Consider the following 22,343-nt stretch of genomic DNA (forward strand, 5'->3'; position numbering starts at 1 on the left):
GGCGTGGCCCGGGCAGTCTACGTGAGCGTAGTGACGGATTGGAGAATCGTATTCTACGTGAGAAGTATTAATTGTAATACCGCGCGCTTTTTCTTCTGGTGCAGAGTCGATTGCAGCGTAATCTTTCGCTTCACCGCCGAATTTCTTCGCGCATACAGTTGCAATTGCAGCTGTTAAAGTTGTTTTACCATGGTCAACGTGACCGATTGTGCCCACGTTAACGTGTGGCTTATTACGTTCAAACTTAGCCTTAGCCATGTTTATTTTCCTCGTTTACGTCGAACACAGTTACAAACAACTCGGTATCGACACATCGCCTAAAAAATCAGACACCAAATACTTGAAAAGCAGACTAATAAGCCTGCTTTTTTAAAACTTTGTAGATAATCTACTAAACTGTAATCTGGAGCTCTTATCGAGATTTGAACTCGAGACCTCTCCCTTACCAAGGGAGTGCTCTACCACTGAGCTATAAGAGCAAATATAAGAACTTCAATGGAGCGGGAGACGAGGGTCGAACTCGCGACATGCAGCTTGGAAGGCTGCCGCTCTACCAACTGAGCTACTCCCGCACGATGTTGGTATAAACCACTTTTAAAGTCTTAAAATTGGTGGTGAGGGAAGGATTCGAACCTTCGAAACTTTCGTAGCGGAGTTACAGTCCGCCCCCTTTGACCGCTCGGGAACCTCACCATTTTTACACTTACTTCAGTGCTATTCTTCTACTTCTTACTTAACATCCTAAGATGGTGCCGGCACACGGATTCGAACTGTGGACCTACTGATTACAAGTCAGTTGCTCTACCAACTGAGCTATGCCGGCGTTTCTTAGTGTTTCGTACGTTTCGTATCGGAACGGTGTGCAGTTTAGCAAAACTCAGAATCCTTGCAAGTGTTTTTTGCAAAAAATCTGTCAAAAACTCATAAAATCAATCCGTTTGACGATAATTCAACCGCTTTGATCACTGCGCGAGCTTTTATTTGCGTTTCATTCCATTCAGATTCAGGATCTGAGTCATAAACCAAGCCTGCGCCAGCCTGCACATAGACCTTATTTTTACGGATAACGCAGGTTCTGATGGCGATTGACATGTCCATTTCACCATGCCAGCCCAAATAGCCGACCGCGCCGCCGAAAATACCGCGTTTGACCGGCTCAACTTCGTCAATAATTTCCATGGCGCGGATTTTGGGCGCGCCGGAAAGCGTTCCTGCCGGAAAAGTGGCTTTAAAGACATCTAAAGCGTCAATATCATCGCGCACTTCCCCCTGCACATTCGAAACAATATGCATGACGTGTGAATAGCGCTCAATAACCATCCGGTCAGTCACTTGAACTTTACCGATCTTTGAAACACGCCCCACATCATTGCGGCCCAAATCAATCAGCATCAAATGCTCTGCGATCTCTTTTTCATCCGACAGCAGATCCTGCTCCAGCGCCAAATCTTCTTCTTTGGTTTTACCGCGCGGGCGTGTGCCGGCCAAAGGGCGAACCGTCGCAATGCCGTTTTCCAGACGCGATAAGATTTCAGGTGAAGATCCGACGATATGGAACGGCTCATCATTCTCTAAGGTCTGCCCTTGCACCAAAAATAGATAAGGTGACGGATTGAGATGGCGCAGCGCGCGGTAGACCTGCAGCGGATCGCCATCAAAATCCGAAACCATGCGGTGGCCGGGCACCACCTGCATCACATCGCCAGCTTTAATGTATTCTTTCACTTTCGCAATGGAGGCGATAAAATTGTCATGGCCTGTTAACGATTCGAAATGCGGCGCCGAATGCTTTTGCGCTTTCAGACTGACAGGAACAGCCAAAATCTCCTCCAGCTCATCCAACTGCGCTTGGGCTTTGCTGTAGGCGCCTTCATCCGCACTGTCCGCATGCACAATCAGAAACAGCGTATCTTTTAAATTATCAAACACAATGACTGTTTTAGACAGCATCATCCAAATATCCGGCAAGCCGACTGGATCCGCTTCCGGAACATTGTTCAAGCGCGGCTCAATATAGCGCACCGCATCATAGCCGAAATAACCGACCAGACCGCCTGTAAAGCTTGGCAGCGCAGGCAAGTCCTGCTGTGTCGGCACCCGGTATTGCGATTGAAAATCACGGATATACTGAAAAGGGTCAGCGCATGGCTGAGTTTCTACTGAGCCGTCCGCCTGCTTAATCGTCAGCACGCCTGCATTGCAGGAAAAAACCGTCGATTCGCCCAAACCGATAATAGAATAGCGGGCCCAGTTTTCACCGCCTTCCACAGATTCAAATAAATAGGCCTGCTTATGCGCCTTTAAACGGGCAAAAACAGATAGTGGAGTCTCTGTGTCCGCCAAACGCTGACGGTAAACAGGAATGAGGTTATAGCCTTGCGCTTTTAAATGATCGAATTGGTTTTGCGTGGTCATGCGGTTTCTCTATATATAGCGTTATTCAGTGGTGTTCGGCTGCTGGACTGAGTTTCGCCATCGAAAAACCATTCTGCTGCTCATGTTTATTCCTTCAATGCACTTAATTACGCAAGCAATTCACGAAGATCATCCACCACACGCTGCGGCTGGCAATCTTGAATATCTTCACCATGATTATAGCCATAGCTGACCACAATACAATCGATACCCGCACGGCGGGCCGCTTCTACATCATTGGATGAATCACCCACCATCAGCATCTGAATCTTTTCGGTTTGATAATAGTCCGCGCAATGCAGCAGCTGGCGCGGATGCGGCTTGCGTTCTTCAAAACGGTCACCGCCGATTACATCAGCAAAATAATGCGAAATCCCCAGTGCATCCACAATCATGCGCGCCGGCTGTTCCGGCTTATTGGTCACGCAAATCAGCGTCTTCCCTTGCGCTTTACCCCAATCCAAGAACTCGCGGATCCCCTGAAACAGTTCAGTGTCCACACAAGGATCCGCATTGTAAATTTTTAAAAATGTATCCAGCAGCTGATGATGCTGCGCCGGATCAACAGCGCCGGTCAAATGCTCTAAAACACTGCGGCAGAATATGGATGTCCCCTTGCCGACCCAAACCCGCACTTGCGCTTCGGTGACTGGCGGCAGCTGCAGCGCATTAAGGCTCATGTTCATGGCGCGGTATAAATCTGCGGCGGAGTCGACCAGCGTTCCATCCAGATCAAATAAAATCAGCTGTTTTTCCGCCAAATTCAGATTAAACATATTCACCTTCATTTTTATTGATTTACAGCTCAAACAATTAAGGCATGCGATTGCATGCCCTGATTGCAGTCCAAGCATGGCTTATTTAAAGAATAGCCAAGCCAATATGGCCAAAATAATAATCACAATCAAGCTCATCAAGCCCACGGAGGCATTTTTTTGCTGTTCTTTTTCCTGTTCAACTCTAGTCACAGGCTGTTCCACTGGCGTTGGCGCAGACTCAGGCTTTACTGCACTGATATCAACACCTTCTGGAATCGGCGCAGGTTTTGGCACAGCGACATTTTGCGGCATGCCGTCACGGCTCAGCTGCACTCCCTCATGACGCTCTTGCAATGCAGGCATGCCCTGATCATTCATTTGCTGCGCCGGGCTGTTCACAAGCGGCGCTGCCTGAGCAGTTTCTGATACAGCAACCGCCTCGGATGGCTGTACGGCTGCATCAAATGCAGGAGCCTGCACGTTAGCGGATGTATTTTCTTCTGCAGCTGCAGCAGGAATCTGAAGATCAGAATCAATTTCAACAGCCTGTGCGGGCTGCAGGACGGAAAATTTTAAGCTAGAAAATTGAACAATATCGCCGTCTTTCAAAAGCGCTTCATTTTCCACCCGTACATCGTTGACAAATGTGCCATTCGACGAGTTCAAATCCTGCACCCACAGCGCCTGATCTTTTAAATGAAAGGCCGCATGCTTGCGGGAAATTTCTGCCTGCTGCAAGACAATATCGGCAGTCTGATGACGCCCAACCAGCATATCGCGGTCGATACTGATTTCCTGCCCTGTCAGCTCACCGCTAATGCCTTGTATTTTCCAAGTCATGAAATGATTCTCTATCTGATTTTGACTTCATCATACATGCTGCTGTCTAAATTCATCAACCGCATGTTCCGTAACTCTTGCATCCCAGCCCCAAAATCTTAAGGCGCCGATGTCTGTCCCGTCCCATTCGGTACGGCAATCACCTGCCGCTTGACTGCCGGCTCTATCGCCACTGGCGTCGTCTGAACAGCCGGAAGCTGTGCGCCGCCGGACGGCACCGTTTGATACGTCGCTTTACCCTGATTCACCGGAAGCCGGGAGACCGGCACGCGCTGCTGATAAATATCTTCGATATTTTCCGGCAGTTTAGCGAAATTGCCATCATCATCCAGCGCCAGCTGCAAGCTGTACAGCTGACTGTAGCGCTGCTGTGACAGTTTTCGCGCATCTTTGGTATCCCCCACAATCGTTGGGTGGATAAAAATCAGCAGATTGCGTTTGGTATTTGACTTGCCGTCAGAACGGAATAAGCGGCCCAGCCCGGGGATAGCGCCTAAACCGGGAACAGATTGCCGTGTATAGGCGGTGTTATCAGAAATTAAGCCGCCCAGAACAATAATCTGCCCATGTTCAGCTAAAATAGACGTTTTGATGGCGCGCTTGCTGGTGACCAAGTCAGATGCTTCGCCTTTATTGGCTTTGACATCAGAAACCTCCTGCTCCACCTCCAATCGAACGGTACCGCCTTCACCAATATGCGGCACCACTTTTAAGGTAATGCCGACATCTTTACGCTCGATTGAAGTATAGGGATTGGCAGTACCGCCGGATGTGCTCACAGAACCCGTCACAAACGGCACATTCTCGCCGACAACAATATAGGCTTCTTCATTATCCATGGTCAGAATAGACGGTGTGGACAGCAGATTGGATTTGGTTTTTTCTTTCAGCGCCTGAATCATTGCGCCATACAGTTTACGGGATCCGTCAGCGCTTTCTTTATAGTCGCCTAAAACCAGAGACGTACCCGCACTGATGGCGCTGCCTGCCCCCGCTGCCCCGCCAGTCAGATAACCGGCTGCAATATTTTTAAGGCTCGAACCAATATTATCAAAATTAATCAGGCCAATGCCGCTGTTCAAATCTCCCAGCGCCCACTGCACGCCCAGCTGGTCAGTATCATTGCCTTCGACTTCAATAATGGCCGCCTCAATCAAGACCTGCTCACGGCGCGTATCCAGCTGTGAAATGGCTGATTCAATTTCCCGCATCAACTGCGGGTCCGCTTTCACCAGCAGTGAATTTTGCGTCGTATCTGCAATAATGCTGACACCGTTGGCGCTGAAGCTGCTGATGCTGTTTTCATTTGCATTGCTCGACCCCGAGTTCAGATTAATCCCTGACGAGGTTCCCGAGGATGAGCTGCTGGAACTTGAATTCGAATTATTCAGCATACTGCTGATGGAATTATTGGAGCTTGAGCCTGAGCTTGATCCAGATGAATTTGAGCCGGCCGATGATGAAACAGCCTGTCCGCTCACCAGCCCCTGCAGGATTTCTGCTAAATTTTTAGAGCTGGCATATTTCAAACGGAAGACTTTCAGTCCGCCTAAGCGGTCTGCAGGCGGCACATCCAGCATTTCAATCGTTTGACGGATACGTTTGCGCGACTGCATATCGCCTTTAATGATAATTCGGTTGGTGCGGTTGTCCGCAATGATGCGGACGCGTGAACCTTTCAAATCCTTTGAAACGCCGGTGGAGGTCATGGACTCCAGCAAGCCAATCATTTCTTCGGCCTGACTTGATTGCAGGGTCACGGCCTCAATGTCATTTTGCCCCGTGCCATCCAAATTGCGGATAATGGTTTCCAGCTGGTAAATATTGCTGGCTCGATCCGAAACAATCAATGCATTGGTGCCGCCGACAGCGGATAAGTGCGCAAACTGAGGCATCAAAGGCCGCAAGGCAGGAATCAAATCATTAGCATTGGTATTTTCCAGCCAAATCACCCGGGTCACAATCTGGTCACCTGTTGCGCGGTGGCGGGCATCATAGGGAATGCCAGAACTTTTCACATTGCTGTCCGGCACCAGCTTTACGGTATTGCCTGACGGAATCGCCACAACGCCATTGACGTTCAGCACCCCCAAAAACAAATCATAGACTTCGCTTTTATTCAGCGGCTTATTTGAAATAACCGTGACATTGCCGCGAACCCGCGGATCAACTGCAAAATTCTTGCCCGTGATATCCGCCACTTCATTAATAAATGCAGTTAAATCCGCATCCCGCAAATTGATTTTCCAAGTCTGCGCATAACTTGCCGTGCTCACCATAGCCACCAAGGGCGCTAAAGCATATGCCGCAAATACAGCACGATTATTATTTAATAAAGCCATGAACTCTTATGCTTCCCAACCTGCTAGGTGATGACACATCACTTAAAATCCTGCTGTACGGTCATCACTTGATCACCCCGTTTTATTTCCAGCTTCACCTGACCTTCGCGGCGAGCCTGTTCTAATAATTGCACTTCAGTTTGGCCTGCGCCTACACTTTGCCCATTCAATGACACAATACGGTCGCCCGGCTGCAGACCCAGTTTATTTCTTAACGCCGCCGGTGTTCGCGCTGTCACCTCAAACCCGCCGCCGGAAGCGGCGCTGACACCCATATCCTGCAGATATTGATCACGGTTTTCCTGCATGCGCTGCACCGCCTGTCCAATAGCGCTTTGGGTTTGATTGCTGCCTGAATTGCCTTGCTGCGCATCAGTGTTCATTTGCGCTGCGGCGCTGTTATTCGGAACAATCGGCTGATTCAGCCCATTTTCAATGCCCTTGAACGCCAGCTCACGCACTGCCCCATTGGCACTGCGCAAAAACACTTTATCCCAATAGACCTCGGCCAGCGTATATGATGACCCTTCCACGGCCTCACCCACCCGATACCGCTCTGCAGTCTCATTGACTTTAATCACAGCAGAAGAGAATTGGCTTGGATAACCGACGACCACGCCTTGTAAAACCATTTTCAGCTGTTCATCCGCGCTGGATGAGCGCCCGGCTTCCTGAAACAGCGCAAAAGAACTGATATTCGGCACTTGAGGCTGCTGCGAACCCAATTCAACCCGCTCCATCTGCATGGGCTGCGGCGGCGCCAGCACCAGCCAGAGCATCGATGCCAGCTTCCAGCATAAGCACAGGATCAGCAGCGCCAGCACAGCAGGCGCCAGCCGGCCGGTATTTTTCCAATCATACTGCTTCAGCTTTTCTATCCAGTCCTGCATTAGAAACCGCCTTTCAGCAACGGCTGACGTGAACTGATGACATAGGTGTCTAAGCCGGCCTTACCGTCATAGGACGGAATATTCATCAATAGGCGCTGAGTCAGCTGCACATCCAGCATCCATTCTGAATCCAGCTGCAGATTCATCATTTTTTGTTCCCGCGGGTCACGCACATCGATGCGCAGCTTGCCTTGATCATCAGCCAATTGGCCAATTAAAGACGGGACATTCATGCGTTCTTGGCGTTGCGAAAAAGTATACAGCAACTCACCGCCCGCCCATTCCAGCTGGCCGTCAGCCTGACTGAACCCTTGAAGCTTGCTATAGTTTAAAGAAATATCCTTGAGCTGAATTGAGTTGCTCGGCCATTGCCAGTCCGCCAGCGATTTCAATGTTTCTGGCGCAATCTGGCCATTCAGCGATTTGATAATGAGCTTTTTACCAAAGCCATATCCCGCAACACTCTGCAGCTGCGTATTGCCGCTATGAATTTCCACGTCTGCACCCAGCCGAAGCAGCAGCAAATCCAAAGGACGGGTTTTCCAGCTGATTGAGCCTTTCAGCCGGCCTTTATTCCAGTCTGCCTGCCCGCGCCAAATGTTGCCGCTGACATTCTGCAGCGTTTGATTATTTTTATAAAATTTAGAAATCAGCCATGCCGCTGGAACTTGCAGCATAACAAAGATAAAAAATATGATGACCGCGAATATCAGCCATTTCATTTGTTTTGGCTTATCGCTCATCCCGCCCCAACCAGTCTGTCAATTATTCTTCCCTGAAACTCTAGTTCTTTTAAAACACATTATGCACACTTTTTCTGTACAGCCAATTCAAAGATATAAAAAAACCAAGCAGTCTCGCTTGGTTTTATAAATTTCAACATACCTTAGACTGCCTTTATGACAGCCCAATGACGCAGAATTAAATTAAGAAGCTTTCCAATTTAGCGCCTTTTTCCAATTCAGCGACCAGCCAGCGCGGCTGTTTGCCGCGGCCAGTCCATGTGTCTTCCGGATTCGCTTTGCTGCGGTAGCGCGGCTCTACAGATTTGCGTGTTGTTTTCTTACGTTTGCTTGCGCCGAATTCTAAAATTTGTTCAATGCTCAAACCGACATTTTCAGCAATGGCTAAAATTTGATTATAAGCATCTTCAACCGCTTGATCTTTTTTAGATGCAATTAAAGCTTCAGCTTCAACTTGCAGTTTTTTAAGCTCTTCAACGGATAAATTACTGATGTCTGGCACGATATTAACTCCTTAAAAACTAGTTTGTATTCTTTTGCTTTTTAAACAAGCCCATCATATTTATATATATAGCAACATTCAATATATATATGCGGGTTTAAAACAAGATTTCTACAGTTTTAACAAATTATTTTTTATTAAAGATTAATATTAAATATTATGCTGGGCACGCAATTCAATTTGCTGAATATTTTGACGGATGATTTCCGGCATGGCTGTTTTCTGCATATTCACTTTATCAACACAAACAATAACAGCTTCTCCGGTTGCGGCGATTTTCTGCTGCTGCACACTCCATATTAAATAGCTCATACGCATTGCACTATTTCGGAGCTCTTCAACACGGACACCTATTTTCAGCTGATCGGGATAAAATACCGGGTTCAAATATTTACATTGATTCGAAGCCACGACAGTTAAAACATCCTGCTGAAAGATATTAAGCTCATCAAAATAACAAATACGCGCACTTTCCATATAACGGTAATATTGCACATTATTTACATGACCAAATAAATCCATATCTCCCCAGGCAACTTTTTGTTCATAAATTACCGAGTAATCTTTTAATTCAATCATTCCATTTTCCATAATATTTTGCTGTTATATTTTAATTTCTACAAAATTTGCATTATTTTCAAAAATTAAATTTAACTGTTGGGTCAAATCTTCCTGTCCCTGCAGATTAGACTTAATTCTTAAATAACTCATTAATACATCATCTGGATACTGATTCAGCAAGAGCGCCGCTTCTGCAGCGCGGCCTGTGGCCGTATAGACGTGCCATTTGGCGAAGCTGAATACAGGCAGTGCTGGGTATTGGCTTTCCCAAGCATTGATCCGCTGTTCAATTTGCGGATAATCAGGATTCTGTTTCAGCAGCTGCTGCTGAAACCACAAATAGAAGACTTCTTGATTAAATTGTTCAGACAGTAAATGCACCGCCAGCAGCTCATGCAGCGCGCTCATTTCCGGCATTCTGGAAAGCACTTTCAGCCACAGCGCTTTAATGCTGAATGAACGGCTGTACACTTGATCCTTTAAGGCCTCATAGCGTTCTTTCAGCAGCTGCAGGCTATCGGCATCCGCCTGATCAAAAGCCGCCAGCAGCTGTTCCAGCCATGCTTGCTTGGTTAGTTCATCCAAATGACCGTATTTGGTTGAACGCAAATACATCCACGGAAACTGCAGCGCAAATGCGCCCCACAAAGCCATTAGACGCTGATCATAGGCCGTACTGACATTCTTCAGCCAAGGCGAAAGCTCATGCTGATTTAAAAATTCCAAATGCGTTAAGGCTTTTTCACCGTCCTGCTGCGCCAAATGAATTTCTATCCGCTGCAATTCCGCCAATTCAAACGCCATCGGATTAGCATCATTTAATGCAGCCAGCGCCTCTGCGAACTGCTGCCGCATCCAAAAAAGCCGCGCATCAATAATGCCTTTGAGCAAACCGGATTCTGTAAATGCCTGCTGAATAAATTGACGCTGATCCTGCGCTGCATTCAGCAGCCAAATGACCGCCAATTGTTCATACGGATGCAGCTTGCTGAAACTGAAAATATTTTCGCGCTTACGCTGCTCCCGGCTTAAATACCGTTTAATTCCCAGCCAGCCCAGTTGTGCCAATAAACTTAAAAACGCCAATATAATTAAAAAAAACCAGATATTGGTTTGAATTTGCCAGTCGCGCCAGTATATATAAACGTAACCTGGACCATAACCGAAACTCAGCACACTGAATAGCGCCACTGCCAATAAACTGATAAAGGCATAAGCGAGTAAAATTTGCTTCATACGCGATTATCCCAGTAAGGCGCGGGTATTTAAACCCGGCACAGTATTGGCTGGAATTTTCTTCAAGCTATTTAAGCGCTGAATAAAAGATTGCGTTTTGGTATCCGGCAATTGCTTTAAAATTTGAATCACCAAAGTTAATTCCTGCTGAAATGCAATATATTGCCCTTTTTGCAGCAGCTGCTGCGCCAGCAATAACCGCAGCTGCACTTCTTTTAAAATAATACTGCGGCTCATTAATGCGGCATTCGGCTGCTGTACAGATTCAATATTTATCCAGCGCCGCCAAAATGATTTTTCAATTTTCGGCTCGGCATGCTGATATTGATTTTCAATTTCCTTGCCTATTTCCCGATCAAGCGCATCCAATACTGTTTTCATTTTATTCTGCTGTTCAGCATGGGTATTAATAAGCTGCATCACCATTTGCCGGTCTTTCTCAATGGCTTGGTGCAGGCTGCCCTGCAAAGCCGGCGCAAGCGGGTAGGAATTGACATTCTGGTTCAGCTGATTCAGCTTTTCCAGGGCCAATGAATATTGTTGCTGTTTCAGCGCGAACTCCACCAAATCCAGCTGCTGCGCTATGAATACGGTCGGCTGCATTGCCAAGACCGGCTGCTCCAGCGCAACGGCGTCAGCATGCGACAAGGCTCCATCTGGCTGGGCTTTGCTGAGCTGACGGCTCAATGCAGCCAGCTGATCATTCAAGCTGGCATTTCTCTGCTCCAGCGCATTTTGCTGCTGCAGCAATGCCCCCTGTCCAGCATTAAGCTGATATAAATCAAAACTGATTTTTGCTATCCACAGAACGATTAAAACAATGAAGAGAACCAGCAGTTTTTTCATGGAGTTCCTTGCACAGCCGCAATTTGTTTCAAAATGGATTCCTTTCGCAAATCATTCAACTGATAAATATGAAATAGATATTGATGCGCTTGCCGGTCTTGTTCCAACAAATGAAATAAGCGCTCGCCCAGCACTAAAAAATGCGCATAATGAAGCACTTCCGAATGCTCAGCAATCAGCATTTGCCAATTCCGCCAGCTGGCCTCACTGGTCACGAGCATACAATAGCCTTGTTGGCGCTGCAGGCGTAAAAGGTTTTTTGTAAGAATTCTCGATGCATGTTCGGGGCATTTACGCCAGTACAGCACAAAATTCAGCAGTTCAATACCTTTCTCATGCAGTGAATTCATCATGAATTGCCGGCCGCCTTCACCGCGCCAAAACGCAATTTTCACGTTCGGAGCCAATTTGTACAGCAGCGGCAGATCCAGCATGCCTTCAGAGGTTTCCACTTCCGGCACATGGCTGCTGAAGCCATAATCCTTTAAAGCCTGAGCAGTTGCATCTCCCACTGCGATCCATTGCACATGCGAAATACTGTCTGCTGTCAATCCAGCCCGCTCTAGCCCTTGCATGCCGTATGTGACGGCCGAAGGGCTGACCGCCACAATAATCTGAACAGATGCCAGCCCGGCATATAAAGCCTTTAGGCTTTCTGACCATGGCATAGGCGCCAATTCCAGCAGCGGCAAATCAAGCACATCCACCTGATGCGCTTTTAAGAATTGCGTCAATGCGGCAGCCCGTTCCGCAGGCCGGGTGTTCAGAAACAGCATGGCGATTAATACAGGGCCTTAAGAAGATCATCCGCCCCTTGCGACACGAGGTCTTTGGCTAAGGCAACACCCAATACTTCTGCATCGCTTGCCGCGCCGACCTGTACCGCTTTCAGTAAGGTTACCCCATCCACACTGCCCACACGGCCTTCTAAATGAATTTGTCCATTACTCAAAGTCGCATAGCCGGCAATCGGCACTTGGCAGCCGCCTTCCAAATACGCATTAAAGGCGCGCTCAGCCCGTACACAGGCATTGCTGTCAGCGTGCATGAGCGGCAAAATTAAATCCAGCACCTGCTGGTCATCTTCACGGCATTCTAGGCCTAACGCGCCCTGCCCGACTGCCGGCAGGCTGACTTCAGGCAAGAGTGTATGACGAATACGTTGCGCTAAGCCTAAGCGCTTCAAGCCCGCACTGGCCAAAATAATGGCATCATAATTGCCGGCATCCAGCTTGGATAAGCGTGTTCCCACATTGCCGCGCAAATCAATAATTTCTAAATCTGGACGCTGTTTCAAAATCTGACATTTACGGCGCAGGCTGGAAGTGCCGACTTTTGCCCCTTGAGGCAAATCATCAAAATGACTGTAAGTATTGGAAACGAATGCATCCAGCGGATCTTCACGCTCACAGATCACGGCCAGACTCAGCCCTTGCGGCAGGGCCATCGGCACATCTTTCATGGAGTGCACGGCTAAGTCCGCGCGTCCATCCATTAAAGCGGCTTCCAGTTCTTTGACAAACAAGCCTTTGCCGCCAATTTTTGCCAAAGGCGTATCCAAAATTTTATCGCCCTGAGTGACAAAAGTGACCAACTCAACCTTTAATTCAGCATGCAATGCTTCCAAACGGGCTTTAATATGCTCTGCCTGCCAAAGTGCAAGAGGGCTTTGACGAGTTGCAATTTTCAGGGTTTTCATAAATTTTAAACAGCTGTAAGAATAAACATGATTCTAAACTTATCTTGCTCATATTAAAATGCAAGCAAATTCAGCAAAGATGACAAGGTCTATTCTTTTTACAGCGCTTTATAGTTTATGAATCCGCTCGCGCAAATTCGGCAAATGCCGCCGGCTGACCGCCAAGCGCTCCTCCAGCTCCCGGCAGCGTACTTGGTACTGGCCTGAACTGACAACCTCAAGGCCATCTAAATAATTGACCGAAACCAAGGCGTTGCGGTGAATTCGGATAAATTGGTCGCCAAATTCCGTTTCAAGCTCTTTCAGCGTCTCATCAATCAGGACACTGCCGTTTTTATGGCGTACGGTCACGTACTTTTGATCTGCTAAAAAATAATACACATTTTCAACAGGCACCAATTCCACGCCGCGATAGGTTTTTGCCGCAATCTGATGGCGGCTGATTTTGAGTTCTTCCATAATTTCTTTTTGTTTTATGCAGCTCACTTGAGCTTGGGTTAATTTTATTAAATGATCGAGAACCTGCTGCAGTTCCTGCTGCATCACCGGTTTGAGCAAATATCCTTCTGCGTTCGATTTAAATGCATCCAATGCATGATGATCATAGGCGGTACAAAAAATAATGGCCGGCATTGGGTCCAGCTGGCGCAAATAATGCGCGCAGGCCAAACCATCCATTTCAGGCATTTGAATATCCAACAGCACGACATCTGGTTCAAGGGTTTCAGCCAACTCAATGGCTTGCTGCCCATGCGCAGCCTTACCCGCCACATGGTGCCCCAACTGAGTGACTAAACGTGACAACCGCTCTAATGCAAGAGGCTCATCATCACAAATCAGGATGTCCATTTCTCCTCCTTGCTCAGTTACCATCTTTTTTTTATAGGTTAACTGTGCTGATTTTACTTATATCGATATTGCACTACAGTAGTAAACATCCCCTTCCCTGCAAAGCTTTGAAATGTCGCTGACGAACCGTAATAGGCTTTCAGCCGCTGCTTCACATTCTCCACCGCAATACCATGTCCTTGACGCAATGTTATTTTATCCTGTGCGTATGGGTTAGTAATGACTATATTGACTTGATTTTGCAATATTTCAACCAATATGCTTATCGTACTCTTTGTTAAAATTTTTTCAACTCCATGAAAAATACTATTTTCCACTAAAGGTTGTAAAGTTAGTAATGGAATTTGTACACGTGAGTACATTTCCGGATTCACCAATTTCCACTCAACCTGCAGGCGGTCACCCAGCCGAATTTTTTCAATGGCCAAATAGCGCTGGCTCAGTTCAATTTCTTCCTGCAGGCTGACCAGCTTCAATTCCTGAAAACTGGCGCGCAGTAAGCGGGATAAATTCAGCAGCATTTCTTCGGCTTTGTCGGGATCAATACTGATCAGGCTGATGGCGCTGTTTAAGCTGTTAAACAAAAAATGCGGATGAATGCGCGCCTGCATGGCTTGAATGCGCGCATTCAGCTCACTGTGCTGTTTTTTGTTCCATTGTTCGCGCAAATACAGGTAGCGGAAACAAAATGCGCCCAGCAGCATGCCAAAACTCAGATTCATGCCAGTATGATCAAACACGGCTCCCCAGCTGAGCCCAGCAAAACTGAAGCTTTGCCCGAAGTGCATTAAAATATTCAAAACGGCCGTCGTGCACAGGACAATCATCTGCAGCAGCAGAAACCCTAAAACCAAAGTCAGCTTCAGACTCAGCGGTGAAAGGCGCTGTTCAAAATATTCTGTAACCGCTGCAAACGACAGCAGCACCCAGTTAATAAATAAAACAAATTGCATCAAGCTGATGAAAGTTAAATTTTGCCAAGACTGCGCCTGCGCCAAAGCCAGCACCATGGCGAGAATATTGCCGGCAATCAGCAGTTCCAGCACATAATGCCAGCGCCCTATTTTTTCGGGTATGGAAGAAAGCCCCATCCTCAGCCTCACTGCATTAAAAAAGATTGATCAACTTGCACTACGGCAACCCAGCCTGAATTTGCTATACTCTGTCCAGTTCTACTGCTTTTTATCTTATTGAGCCGACATGACCACATCTTCTAATTCCTCAAATCCGTCACAAGCCCATACTTCGGGCATGTGGGGCGGTCGTTTTTCTGAAGCTACAGACGCTTTTGTTGCTGAATTTACAGCATCTGTTCAATTTGACCAACGCTTTTATAAACAAGATATTGCAGGCTCCATTGCGCATGCAACCATGCTGGCTAAAGTTGGCGTTTTAACCGAACAGGAACGCGATGACATCATTAATGGCTTAAACACCATTAAAGCTGAAATCGAAGCGGGTAATTTTGAATGGCGTGTTGATCTGGAAGATGTGCACATGAACATTGAGTCGCGCCTGACTCAGCGTATTGGCATCACCGGTAAAAAACTGCACACAGGCCGCAGCCGCAACGACCAAGTGGCAACGGATATCCGTTTGTATGTGCGTGATGAAATTGATGCCATTCTGCAATTGCTGGAAAAATTGCAAAAAGGCATTTTGGGCTTAGCCGCAAAAAACACCAATACCATCATGCCCGGTTTCACTCATCTGCAAACTGCGCAGCCTGTGACATTTGGCCACCATTTGATGGCTTGGTTTGAAATGCTGGTGCGTGATTCTGAGCGCCTGATTGACTGCCGTAAGCGTGTAAACCGCCTGCCTTTAGGTTCTGCAGCGCTTGCCGGCACCACCTACCCAATCGAACGTGAATACACAGCGCAATTGCTTGGCTTTGAAGCTGTTTGCGAAAACTCACTGGATGCGGTCTCTGACCGTGACTTCGGTATTGAGTTCAATGCCGCAGCATCACTGATCATGATGCATTTGTCGCGCATGTCAGAAGAAATGATTCTTTGGACGTCTGCGCAATTCAAGTTTGTGAACATTCCTGACCGTTTCTGCACTGGCTCTTCAATCATGCCGCAGAAAAAAAACCCAGATGTTCCAGAATTGATCCGCGGTAAAACCGGCCGTGTCTATGGCGACTTGATGAGCCTGCTAACGCTTATGAAAGGCCAGCCATTGGCTTACAACAAAGACAATCAGGAAGACAAAGAGCCATTGTTTGATGCCATTGATACCGTTCGCGGTTCATTGATGGCATTTGCTGACATGATTCCTGCGCTTGTGCCAAATATTGAAATTATGCGTGAAGCCGCGCTTCGCGGTTTCTCTACAGCAACGGACTTGGCGGACTACCTTGTTAAAAATGGTGTCGCTTTCCGTGATGCGCACGAAATTGTTGGTAAAGCCGTTGCTTTGGGTGTTCAAGAATCTAAGGATTTGTCAGAATTAACCCTTGAACAGCTGCAGCAGTTCTCTGCGCTGATTCAAGCCGATGTATTTGAAAAAGCCCTGACGCTTGAAGCGTCTGTGAATGCCCGCAATCACATTGGCGGGACTGCCCCAGCTCAAGTAGCAGCCGCTATTGAACGCGCTCATGCCCGTTTGGAAAAACTTTACGCTTAAAGGATTGATACCATGACTCGACAAGTATTTTGCCGCAAGTATCAAAAAGACATGGATGGCTTGGACTTTGCGCCGTTTCCGGGCGCAAAAGGCCAAGAATTGTTTGACACAGTGTCTAAAGAAGCTTGGCAAGAATGGCTGAAGCATCAAACCACGCTGATCAATGAAAAGCGTTTGAATGTGTTTGAACCTGATGCGAAAAAATTTCTGGAAGAACAGCGCGAAAAGTTTTTTGCCAATGATGAGTCTTTGGAAAAAGCTGAAGGGCTAAAGCCTGAGTAAATTTTAGAGCGCCGCTTTAAAATTTACGTAAGACACAAGACAAGCGAAGCGCGTAGTTTCAATTGTCATGAAGGAGCCTGGAATGGCTCCTTTTTTATAGCCCAAACATCGCTCTGCACTTAAAAAGAACATGATTGCCGCTTAAGGGCTTAATCCCCCTGTCATTGTCCCGCATCGCCATAGAAATCTATAAAAATGCTTTTTTCCGTGAGCTCTTAGACTAAAGAGAAGGCGCAATTTGTATCAAGGTAATGAACTGTAAATCTTCGATACATTTCTCAATAAAACGCAGCATTACAATACAAGAACCTACATGATTTTGGAATTTAGACTTCCTATAATCAGTTTCAAGGAGATGGAAACATCTTTATATAATAATGATAAGTATCCCCGATTTTCTTCCCAGATTTCCCCCAAAATCTGGGAATTTTTTTATCTGCGATCTGGCAAAGACTGGCCTCTTTCAAGCCTTAAACAAACCGCACAGCCCTTTCATAAAGGTCGAATTAGGATGCTTTCAGTCAGGCAGAAGCCGTTCCAAACAAAACCCAAACTCCAGCATAAAGCAATAAAAAAGCCCCTGAATCAGGAGCTTTTGACCGCATCAAACATTTCAGCTTAAGGCTGTTTTAAATAAGGCCATGCGGCTTTTAAATAAATAAACATCGACCATAAGGTTAAAATGACTGCGGTATACAGCAGCGCATAGGCCAGCATTTCCAAAGGCGGCCAATTCAGTAAAAATACAGATATCGCAATCATTTGAAAAGCGGTCTTATATTTACCCACGGTAGAGACTGCCACACTGGTCCGTGCACCCAATTCCGCCATCCACTCGCGCAAAGCGGATACGGTGATCTCACGTGAAATAATCACAATGGCTGCAAAAGCCATTGAAATACTCGGCTGCCATTGCACCAGCACAATCAATGCCGTAGCGACCATCAGCTTATCCGCAACCGGATCTAAAAAACGTCCAAACGCCGAGGTTTGATTCAATGTACGGGCAAGATAGCCGTCAAACCAATCTGTCACAGCGGCTACCACAAAAATTCCAGTCAGCAGAATGTGCCGGCTCATGCCTGCATCATGGCCTTCAACCCCCATGACCGGCGGCCAATAGGCCACCACAAGAAATACTGGAATTAAAGCTATACGCGCTAAAGTTAAAATGTTTGGAATATTCAGGATTCGACCTGCAGTCATAGACACCGCCAATGTTTCCCCTTCATGCACGATGTGAATGCACAATATCTTGAGGATTTACCCTTCGTTAATTCAGATCACTTTATACGAAATGGCCCAAAGTGTCACTAGGCAAACACGGTAACTGTCTGCCGTGAAATCGCAATTAAACGGCCTGCAGCATCCCATAAATGCGCATATTCTGTTGAATAGCCGTCGCCGGCATAGTCCGTAAATACTTTATATTTAAACCAGTCCTGCAGCTGATTTTGCAGCGGATGCACATATGTCAAATGCCATGTTAGCGAACTGGCAGGCGCCATGGTTTGATACATCGGTAAAACACCCGGTGGCCACATATCAAAGGCAGCCATCAAATCCGCCACATTCATTTCCCGGTTTTCATGCAGATTCGGATCAAAACGGAACCAGCCGCCAAAATCAGGCCGCGGCGCCCCTGTGCATGGATATTGCCCTTCCGCCCAAGCCATTTGCATTTGCTTAAAGCATTCGGGCGCTAAAGGATGATGCTGGGCAATTTTCAGCGATTCAACAGGCGGATAATCCGGCGCCGGCCGCTCCTGATGCACCAAAATAGAAGATGCGCGCAGTGCGCCAAAACTGGCCAGCAAAATGCTTTGCACTGCACCCTGCTGCCACAGGCGGACTTCAACGGTGGTTACCGATTTGCCTTCACGCAATATTTCTGCCGTCAGCTTGACCTGATCTAATTGCACTGGCCCTGCAAAAGTGACACTGACGCTGAGCAAGCGCTTAGTTGCATCATTAACCGCCGACACTGCTTTATGCATCAGCATTGCCGCAACCAGTCCGCCATATATAGTGCGTCCCTGAAGCCATCCTTCAGGGATATCAATGCAGTCAGAATCTTCTATCTGCTGATACAGCGCCGTTAATGACATGCTTATTCTTCCTGAATTTGATGAAGAATATATTTAGCGCATTTACCGCTGATGTAAATGCTCAATGACCCAAGGGTCACTGAGCATTTTTGCCAAGGCTTATTCTGCCCGCGTTATTCATGCAAAATTTTGTAGATGGTTCGCGCCATGACATCGCCCAGTCCCGGTACCAGCTTCAGCTCATTTTCGGAGGCCTTCAGCACGCCTTGTATGCCGCCAAAGTGCGTCAGCAAATCACGGCGCCGTTTGGGCCCTAGGCCCGGAATCACCTCCAATACAGATGAACCGCGTTTCTTATCGCGCTTAGCGCGGTGCTTGGTGATGGCAAAGCGGTGCGCTTCATCCCGAACCTGCTGAATCAAGTGCAGCGCCTTATGATCTTCAGGCAGCTGTATTTTCGTGCCGTCCGTAAAGTGCAGCGTTTCCAGCCCGGGCTTCCGCCCCTCACCTTTGGAAACGCCCACCATAAAGGCTTCCAATTCCAGCTCCTGCATGACTTCCATCGCCATATGCAGCTGGCCTTTACCGCCGTCAATCAGCAGCAGGTCGGGCAGCATATGCTTTTTATAGCGGCGGGTTAAAGCCTGACGCATCGCGGCATAGTCATCACCTTCAGTAATGTCATTGATGGAAAACTGGCGGTAATCCCGCTTGCGCGCGCCGCCTGCATCAAAGACCACACAGGATGCTATGGTCGCCTCCCCCATGGTATGGGAAATATCAAAACATTCGATGCTGTCAATTGGGCGGCCGGCCACTTGTTCCAGCTGGTGAAAGCGTTCATTCAGCTCAAAATGATTTGCCAGTTTGCCTTTAATGGCATGCTGCACATTCATCTGCGCCAGCTCCTGCCATTCTGCGCGGGTTTCACGCACCTTGCTTTTAATCTGAATTTTTTTATCAAAATGCTGCTGCAAGGCCTCTTCCAGTTCTTTGCGATTAACCGGCTCGACATTGACAATTAATTCTGCAGGAATCTCATCCGCCACCTGAAAGTAAAAATTCGCGATAAAATCAGACAGCATCTGAGGCAAATCATCACCCAGCATGTCAGGGAAATAGCTTTTACCGCCCAGCATTTTGCCATTGCGGACATGCATAATCTGTACGCAGGTCACACCCGCATGGTAGGCAATGGCAATAATATCGGCTTCGCCTTTGACCTTATAAATCGCCTGCTGTGCCTGCACATCCCGCAAGAGCGCCATGCGGTCACGGTAAAATACCGCTTTTTCAAACTCCAGCGCATCCGCCGCCTCTTCCATTTTCGCAATCAGCTGCTGGTTCAGCTCTTTGGTGTCGCCCTGCAGAAAGCGGATCGAGTCTTTCACATCTTCATTATAGTCTTCTGGTGAAATCAGCCCTACACACGGCGCTGAACAGCGTTTGATCTGATACTGCAGGCAGGGGCGCTTGCGCTGAGAAAAATAGCTGTTCTCGCATTGGCGCACGTTAAACAGCTTCTGCAGCACCACCAGCGTATCTCTGGCATTGTAAGCGCTCGGATAGGGCCCAAAAAACTTCCCTGCCTGATGCTTGCCTTTGCCGCGGCCGCTGGCAATGCGCGGATAAGGCTTGTCTGCGGAAATAAAAATATACACATAGGACTTGTCGTCGCGCAGCATGATGTTATACGGCGGACGGTGCAGCTTGATCAGGTTCTGTTCCAGCAGCAGCGCTTCCGTTTCGGAGCGCACCACCAACGTTTCAATATCATAGATCCGCGCCACCAATGCCTGCGTTTTCGGGTGTTCAATGGTTTTTACGAAATAGCTGGAAACGCGGTTTTTTAAATTCTTGGCCTTGCCGACATACAGCAGCTCGCCGTCTTTGCCGAGCATGCGGTATACGCCGGGCAAAGTCGTCATATGGGCTAGAATTTTTTCAATATTGTCACGCGCGTTTTCGTTCACTGGCGGCCTGTCTTCTGCTGTTTTGGTGATATTGCACCTGCAATGCTACATGATGTGATGGTTTTAGACGCATTTTCAAGCATGGATCTGTCATTTCGCCATGATTCCAGCAATAACTTGATTGCTAAAAGCTATTATTGAAAAAACTGAAGTTTGCTATGCTCAATGCCTGCAGCCGAATTTTAATGAAGCCCGTTTTTTTAACTCAAGGAGTCAAACTGAATGACCGCAGCCAATCCAGCCATCCATGCCGTGAAGCCCGCCACGCCAGCCCGCAGCGCATCGGAAAAAGACCGCTTGATTGGCAAACCGCGCTTTTTATTTGATCCGGGTACCGTCATGCAGGCTTTAAGGCTGCGGATTATTGGACAGGATGATGCGCTGAACGAAATTGAAAAAATGCTGCAGGTGGTCAAAGCGGATTTTTCCAGCCCCGAACGGCCCCTGTCCGTTACCTTAATGCTGGGCCCAACAGGTGTGGGTAAAACCGAAACAGTGCGTTTAATTGCCGAAGCCATTTATGGCCATTCAGACGCCTTTTGCCGCATTGATATGAATACGCTGGCGCAGGAACATTATGCCGCCGCCATTACCGGCGCGCCTCCAGGCTACGTCGGCTCGAAAGAAGGCCATAGCCTGTTTGATGAAACCGCCATTGCCGGCAGCCACACCCGTCCCGGCATTGTGCTGTTTGATGAGCTGGAAAAAGCTTCCATTGAGGTGCTGCGCGGCCTGATGAATGTGCTGGATACCGGCAAGCTGACCTTGACCGCAGGAACCAAAACCATTGATTTTCGCAACTGCATGATTTTTATGACCAGCAATGTCGGCGCGCAGGTAGCGCAGCTGTATTTGGATAAATTGAATGTCCTGCCAAAAAAAATGCAGGACATCTGTTTAAAGCGCGTGCCGACACAGCGCATTATTGAAAAAGTCATGCAGCGCAAATTTGATCCAGAATTTATCAACCGCATTGACCGCACCCTGCACTATCGTCCGGTGCAAAATGATGCCTTGCCGATGCTGGTCGAGATTGAACTGGAAAAACTCAATCAGCGCCTGCGGCATCAAAAACGCAGCCTTTCATTGACAAAAAGCGCCAAAGCGCATTTTTGCCAAGACCATGACATCCGTTACGGTGCACGGCATTTAGCGCGCAAAATGCGCACCGAGCTTGAGCCGATTTTAGCTGTGTATTTTTTAAATCATCCAGATCAGCAGCATTTACAGATTGATGCCTCTGAAGGCGCGCTAAGTCTTGATACCCGCCAGCCCTAATAATTTTACTGCAATTTTCTAAGCTTGCTGGCGCTGCTGCAGCGCCATTTGAAAAGCTTGCATATTATGCGGTGAGAGCAAAATAAACTTCTCCTGCCCAGCTTGCACATAATCCACGCGTAGCCGTTTAAATGACAGTGCTGGAGCCAGCATTGAATGATCCGTGGCTTTGATTTGAGTAATTGCATCCAGCGGAATTTCCCATTTCAAAAACATCGATTTAACCCATAAACGCTGGTCTTGAATTTGATACCGGGTGCTCAGCAAAGGCCACCACAGCAGCGCAATGGCCAGCACATATACAGTCACAAATACTAAATTCTGCTGCAGCGTGCCTTTGGCATACATATTCACCAGCAATTGCGCCAACAACCCGGTCATCGAGATGACAAAACCCCAGACCCACCAATCAATTTTTGAACGAAAATTCTGCATAACTTCCCCCAGGAC

The 22,343-nt window shown here is 47.5% G+C and carries 21 protein-coding genes, 4 tRNA genes and 1 pseudogene; 3 read left to right on the plus strand and 23 right to left on the minus strand.

Annotated features, from left to right (window positions below; all coding sequences use genetic code 11):
- The 19 genes and pseudogenes from AZH43_RS01805 to AZH43_RS01895 all read right to left on the minus strand — a co-directional run.
- Window positions 1–258 (minus strand): GTP-binding protein (locus tag AZH43_RS01805; protein ID WP_227509766.1); only part of this gene is annotated, 258 nt, incomplete at its 3' end.
- Window positions 259–404: 146 nt separating this feature from the next.
- A tRNA-Thr gene (locus AZH43_RS01810) sits at window positions 405–479 on the minus strand.
- Window positions 480–496: 17 nt separating this feature from the next.
- Window positions 497–572 (minus strand) — tRNA-Gly (locus AZH43_RS01815).
- Window positions 573–609: 37 nt separating this feature from the next.
- A tRNA-Tyr gene (locus AZH43_RS01820) sits at window positions 610–693 on the minus strand.
- Window positions 694–747: 54 nt separating this feature from the next.
- Window positions 748–823 (minus strand) — tRNA-Thr (locus AZH43_RS01825).
- Between the two features lie 98 nt (window positions 824–921).
- The gene (gene trpE, locus AZH43_RS01830) at window positions 922–2,415 is read right to left on the minus strand and encodes an anthranilate synthase component I (RefSeq protein ID WP_067665952.1); all 1,494 of its coding nucleotides are present in this window, start codon (window positions 2,413–2,415) and stop codon (window positions 922–924) included.
- 107 nt (window positions 2,416–2,522) lie between these two features.
- Window positions 2,523–3,191 carry a phosphoglycolate phosphatase gene (locus AZH43_RS01835; RefSeq protein WP_067665955.1) on the minus strand — a complete coding sequence of 223 codons (669 nt, stop codon included), beginning with the start codon at window positions 3,189–3,191 and terminating at the stop codon, window positions 2,523–2,525.
- An 81-nt stretch (window positions 3,192–3,272) separates the two neighbouring features.
- Window positions 3,273–4,013, minus strand: a complete 741-nt coding sequence (locus tag AZH43_RS01840; protein ID WP_067665958.1) for an FHA domain-containing protein — start codon at window positions 4,011–4,013, stop codon at window positions 3,273–3,275.
- 98 nt (window positions 4,014–4,111) lie between these two features.
- Complete coding sequence (gspD, locus tag AZH43_RS01845) at window positions 4,112–6,355, minus strand: type II secretion system secretin GspD (protein WP_067665961.1); 2,244 nt, start codon at window positions 6,353–6,355, stop codon at window positions 4,112–4,114.
- A gap of 38 nt (window positions 6,356–6,393) precedes the next feature.
- Window positions 6,394–7,245: a type II secretion system protein N gene (locus AZH43_RS01850; RefSeq protein ID WP_067665964.1), complete on the minus strand. Its 852-nt coding sequence runs from the start codon at window positions 7,243–7,245 to the stop codon at window positions 6,394–6,396.
- On the minus strand, window positions 7,245–7,988 hold the full coding sequence (gspN, locus tag AZH43_RS01855; RefSeq protein ID WP_067665981.1) for a type II secretion system protein N: 744 nt from the start codon (window positions 7,986–7,988) through the stop codon (window positions 7,245–7,247). The genes AZH43_RS01850 and gspN overlap by 1 nt, the downstream gene beginning before the upstream one ends.
- A 178-nt stretch (window positions 7,989–8,166) precedes the next feature.
- Entirely contained in the window at window positions 8,167–8,493 is a 327-nt protein-coding gene (locus AZH43_RS01860; RefSeq protein ID WP_067665984.1) for an H-NS histone family protein, read from the minus strand.
- A gap of 147 nt (window positions 8,494–8,640) precedes the next feature.
- Window positions 8,641–9,069, minus strand: coding sequence for an acyl-CoA thioesterase (locus AZH43_RS01865; protein ID WP_067666030.1), 429 nt, complete (start codon window positions 9,067–9,069; stop codon window positions 8,641–8,643).
- A 24-nt stretch (window positions 9,070–9,093) separates the two neighbouring features.
- The gene (locus tag AZH43_RS01870; RefSeq protein WP_067665987.1) at window positions 9,094–10,287 is read right to left on the minus strand and encodes a heme biosynthesis protein HemY; all 1,194 of its coding nucleotides are present in this window, start codon (window positions 10,285–10,287) and stop codon (window positions 9,094–9,096) included.
- Window positions 10,288–10,293: 6 nt separating this feature from the next.
- Window positions 10,294–11,133 carry a hypothetical protein gene (locus AZH43_RS01875; RefSeq protein WP_067665990.1) on the minus strand — a complete coding sequence of 280 codons (840 nt, stop codon included), beginning with the start codon at window positions 11,131–11,133 and terminating at the stop codon, window positions 10,294–10,296.
- Window positions 11,130–11,909, minus strand: a complete 780-nt coding sequence (locus AZH43_RS01880; protein ID WP_067665994.1) for a uroporphyrinogen-III synthase — start codon at window positions 11,907–11,909, stop codon at window positions 11,130–11,132. Before AZH43_RS01880 ends, AZH43_RS01875 begins: the two co-directional genes overlap by 4 nt.
- A gap of 5 nt (window positions 11,910–11,914) precedes the next feature.
- Complete coding sequence (gene hemC / locus AZH43_RS01885; RefSeq protein WP_067665997.1) at window positions 11,915–12,832, minus strand: hydroxymethylbilane synthase; 918 nt, start codon at window positions 12,830–12,832, stop codon at window positions 11,915–11,917.
- Window positions 12,833–12,940: 108 nt separating this feature from the next.
- Entirely contained in the window at window positions 12,941–13,681 is a 741-nt protein-coding gene (locus tag AZH43_RS01890; protein ID WP_067666000.1) for a LytR/AlgR family response regulator transcription factor, read from the minus strand.
- Between the two features lie 53 nt (window positions 13,682–13,734).
- Window positions 13,735–14,891: pseudogene (locus AZH43_RS01895) on the minus strand (sensor histidine kinase).
- Here AZH43_RS01895 and argH point away from each other — a divergent pair.
- Window positions 14,882–16,312: an argininosuccinate lyase gene (gene argH, locus AZH43_RS01900; RefSeq protein ID WP_067666006.1), complete on the plus strand. Its 1,431-nt coding sequence runs from the start codon at window positions 14,882–14,884 to the stop codon at window positions 16,310–16,312. The pseudogene AZH43_RS01895 and the gene argH sit on opposite strands and share 10 nt — an antisense overlap.
- 12 nt (window positions 16,313–16,324) lie before the next feature.
- Window positions 16,325–16,594, plus strand: a complete 270-nt coding sequence (locus tag AZH43_RS01905; RefSeq protein ID WP_067666009.1) for an oxidative damage protection protein — start codon at window positions 16,325–16,327, stop codon at window positions 16,592–16,594.
- A gap of 618 nt (window positions 16,595–17,212) precedes the next feature.
- On the opposite strand, the gene pgsA is transcribed toward AZH43_RS01905, so the two are convergent.
- From pgsA to uvrC, 3 genes are all read right to left on the minus strand, one after another.
- Window positions 17,213–17,800 carry a CDP-diacylglycerol--glycerol-3-phosphate 3-phosphatidyltransferase gene (pgsA, locus tag AZH43_RS01915; protein ID WP_067666015.1) on the minus strand — a complete coding sequence of 196 codons (588 nt, stop codon included), beginning with the start codon at window positions 17,798–17,800 and terminating at the stop codon, window positions 17,213–17,215.
- A 107-nt stretch (window positions 17,801–17,907) separates the two neighbouring features.
- On the minus strand, window positions 17,908–18,702 hold the full coding sequence (locus AZH43_RS01920; protein ID WP_067666017.1) for a thioesterase family protein: 795 nt from the start codon (window positions 18,700–18,702) through the stop codon (window positions 17,908–17,910).
- Between the two features lie 113 nt (window positions 18,703–18,815).
- The gene (uvrC, locus tag AZH43_RS01925; protein ID WP_067666020.1) at window positions 18,816–20,615 is read right to left on the minus strand and encodes an excinuclease ABC subunit UvrC; all 1,800 of its coding nucleotides are present in this window, start codon (window positions 20,613–20,615) and stop codon (window positions 18,816–18,818) included.
- A 222-nt stretch (window positions 20,616–20,837) separates the two neighbouring features.
- Between uvrC and AZH43_RS01930 the strand changes: the two genes are divergently transcribed.
- On the plus strand, window positions 20,838–21,893 hold the full coding sequence (locus tag AZH43_RS01930) for an AAA family ATPase (protein WP_067666022.1): 1,056 nt from the start codon (window positions 20,838–20,840) through the stop codon (window positions 21,891–21,893).
- An 18-nt stretch (window positions 21,894–21,911) separates the two neighbouring features.
- Here AZH43_RS01930 and AZH43_RS01935 read toward each other — a convergent pair whose 3' ends face one another.
- Complete coding sequence (locus tag AZH43_RS01935) at window positions 21,912–22,328, minus strand: PH domain-containing protein (RefSeq protein WP_067666033.1); 417 nt, start codon at window positions 22,326–22,328, stop codon at window positions 21,912–21,914.
- Window positions 22,329–22,343: the final 15 nt, after the last annotated feature.

Source organism: Acinetobacter pragensis, assembly GCF_001605895.1.
GTDB classification, from domain to species: domain Bacteria; phylum Pseudomonadota; class Gammaproteobacteria; order Pseudomonadales; family Moraxellaceae; genus Acinetobacter; species Acinetobacter pragensis.

What these genes read in the sequence shown, in the direction of transcription:
- trpE (WP_067665952.1), bottom strand. Translation starts at nt 2,415, where the DNA reads ATGACCACGCAAAACCAATTCGATCATTTAAAAGCGCAAGGCTATAAC.
- AZH43_RS01835 (WP_067665955.1), bottom strand. Translation starts at nt 3,191, where the DNA reads ATGTTTAATCTGAATTTGGCGGAAAAACAGCTGATTTTATTTGATCTG.
- AZH43_RS01840 (WP_067665958.1), bottom strand. Translation starts at nt 4,013, where the DNA reads ATGACTTGGAAAATACAAGGCATTAGCGGTGAGCTGACAGGGCAGGAA.
- gspD (WP_067665961.1), bottom strand. Translation starts at nt 6,355, where the DNA reads ATGGCTTTATTAAATAATAATCGTGCTGTATTTGCGGCATATGCTTTA.
- AZH43_RS01850 (WP_067665964.1), bottom strand. Translation starts at nt 7,245, where the DNA reads ATGCAGGACTGGATAGAAAAGCTGAAGCAGTATGATTGGAAAAATACC.
- gspN (WP_067665981.1), bottom strand. Translation starts at nt 7,988, where the DNA reads ATGAGCGATAAGCCAAAACAAATGAAATGGCTGATATTCGCGGTCATC.
- AZH43_RS01865 (WP_067666030.1), bottom strand. Translation starts at nt 9,069, where the DNA reads ATGATTGAATTAAAAGATTACTCGGTAATTTATGAACAAAAAGTTGCC.
- AZH43_RS01870 (WP_067665987.1), bottom strand. Translation starts at nt 10,287, where the DNA reads ATGAAGCAAATTTTACTCGCTTATGCCTTTATCAGTTTATTGGCAGTG.
- AZH43_RS01875 (WP_067665990.1), bottom strand. Translation starts at nt 11,133, where the DNA reads ATGAAAAAACTGCTGGTTCTCTTCATTGTTTTAATCGTTCTGTGGATA.
- AZH43_RS01880 (WP_067665994.1), bottom strand. Translation starts at nt 11,909, where the DNA reads ATGCTGTTTCTGAACACCCGGCCTGCGGAACGGGCTGCCGCATTGACG.
- hemC (WP_067665997.1), bottom strand. Translation starts at nt 12,832, where the DNA reads ATGAAAACCCTGAAAATTGCAACTCGTCAAAGCCCTCTTGCACTTTGG.
- AZH43_RS01890 (WP_067666000.1), bottom strand. Translation starts at nt 13,681, where the DNA reads ATGGACATCCTGATTTGTGATGATGAGCCTCTTGCATTAGAGCGGTTG.
- argH (WP_067666006.1), top strand. Translation starts at nt 14,882, where the DNA reads ATGACCACATCTTCTAATTCCTCAAATCCGTCACAAGCCCATACTTCG.
- AZH43_RS01905 (WP_067666009.1), top strand. Translation starts at nt 16,325, where the DNA reads ATGACTCGACAAGTATTTTGCCGCAAGTATCAAAAAGACATGGATGGC.
- pgsA (WP_067666015.1), bottom strand. Translation starts at nt 17,800, where the DNA reads ATGACTGCAGGTCGAATCCTGAATATTCCAAACATTTTAACTTTAGCG.
- AZH43_RS01920 (WP_067666017.1), bottom strand. Translation starts at nt 18,702, where the DNA reads ATGTCATTAACGGCGCTGTATCAGCAGATAGAAGATTCTGACTGCATT.
- AZH43_RS01930 (WP_067666022.1), top strand. Translation starts at nt 20,838, where the DNA reads ATGACCGCAGCCAATCCAGCCATCCATGCCGTGAAGCCCGCCACGCCA.
- AZH43_RS01935 (WP_067666033.1), bottom strand. Translation starts at nt 22,328, where the DNA reads ATGCAGAATTTTCGTTCAAAAATTGATTGGTGGGTCTGGGGTTTTGTC.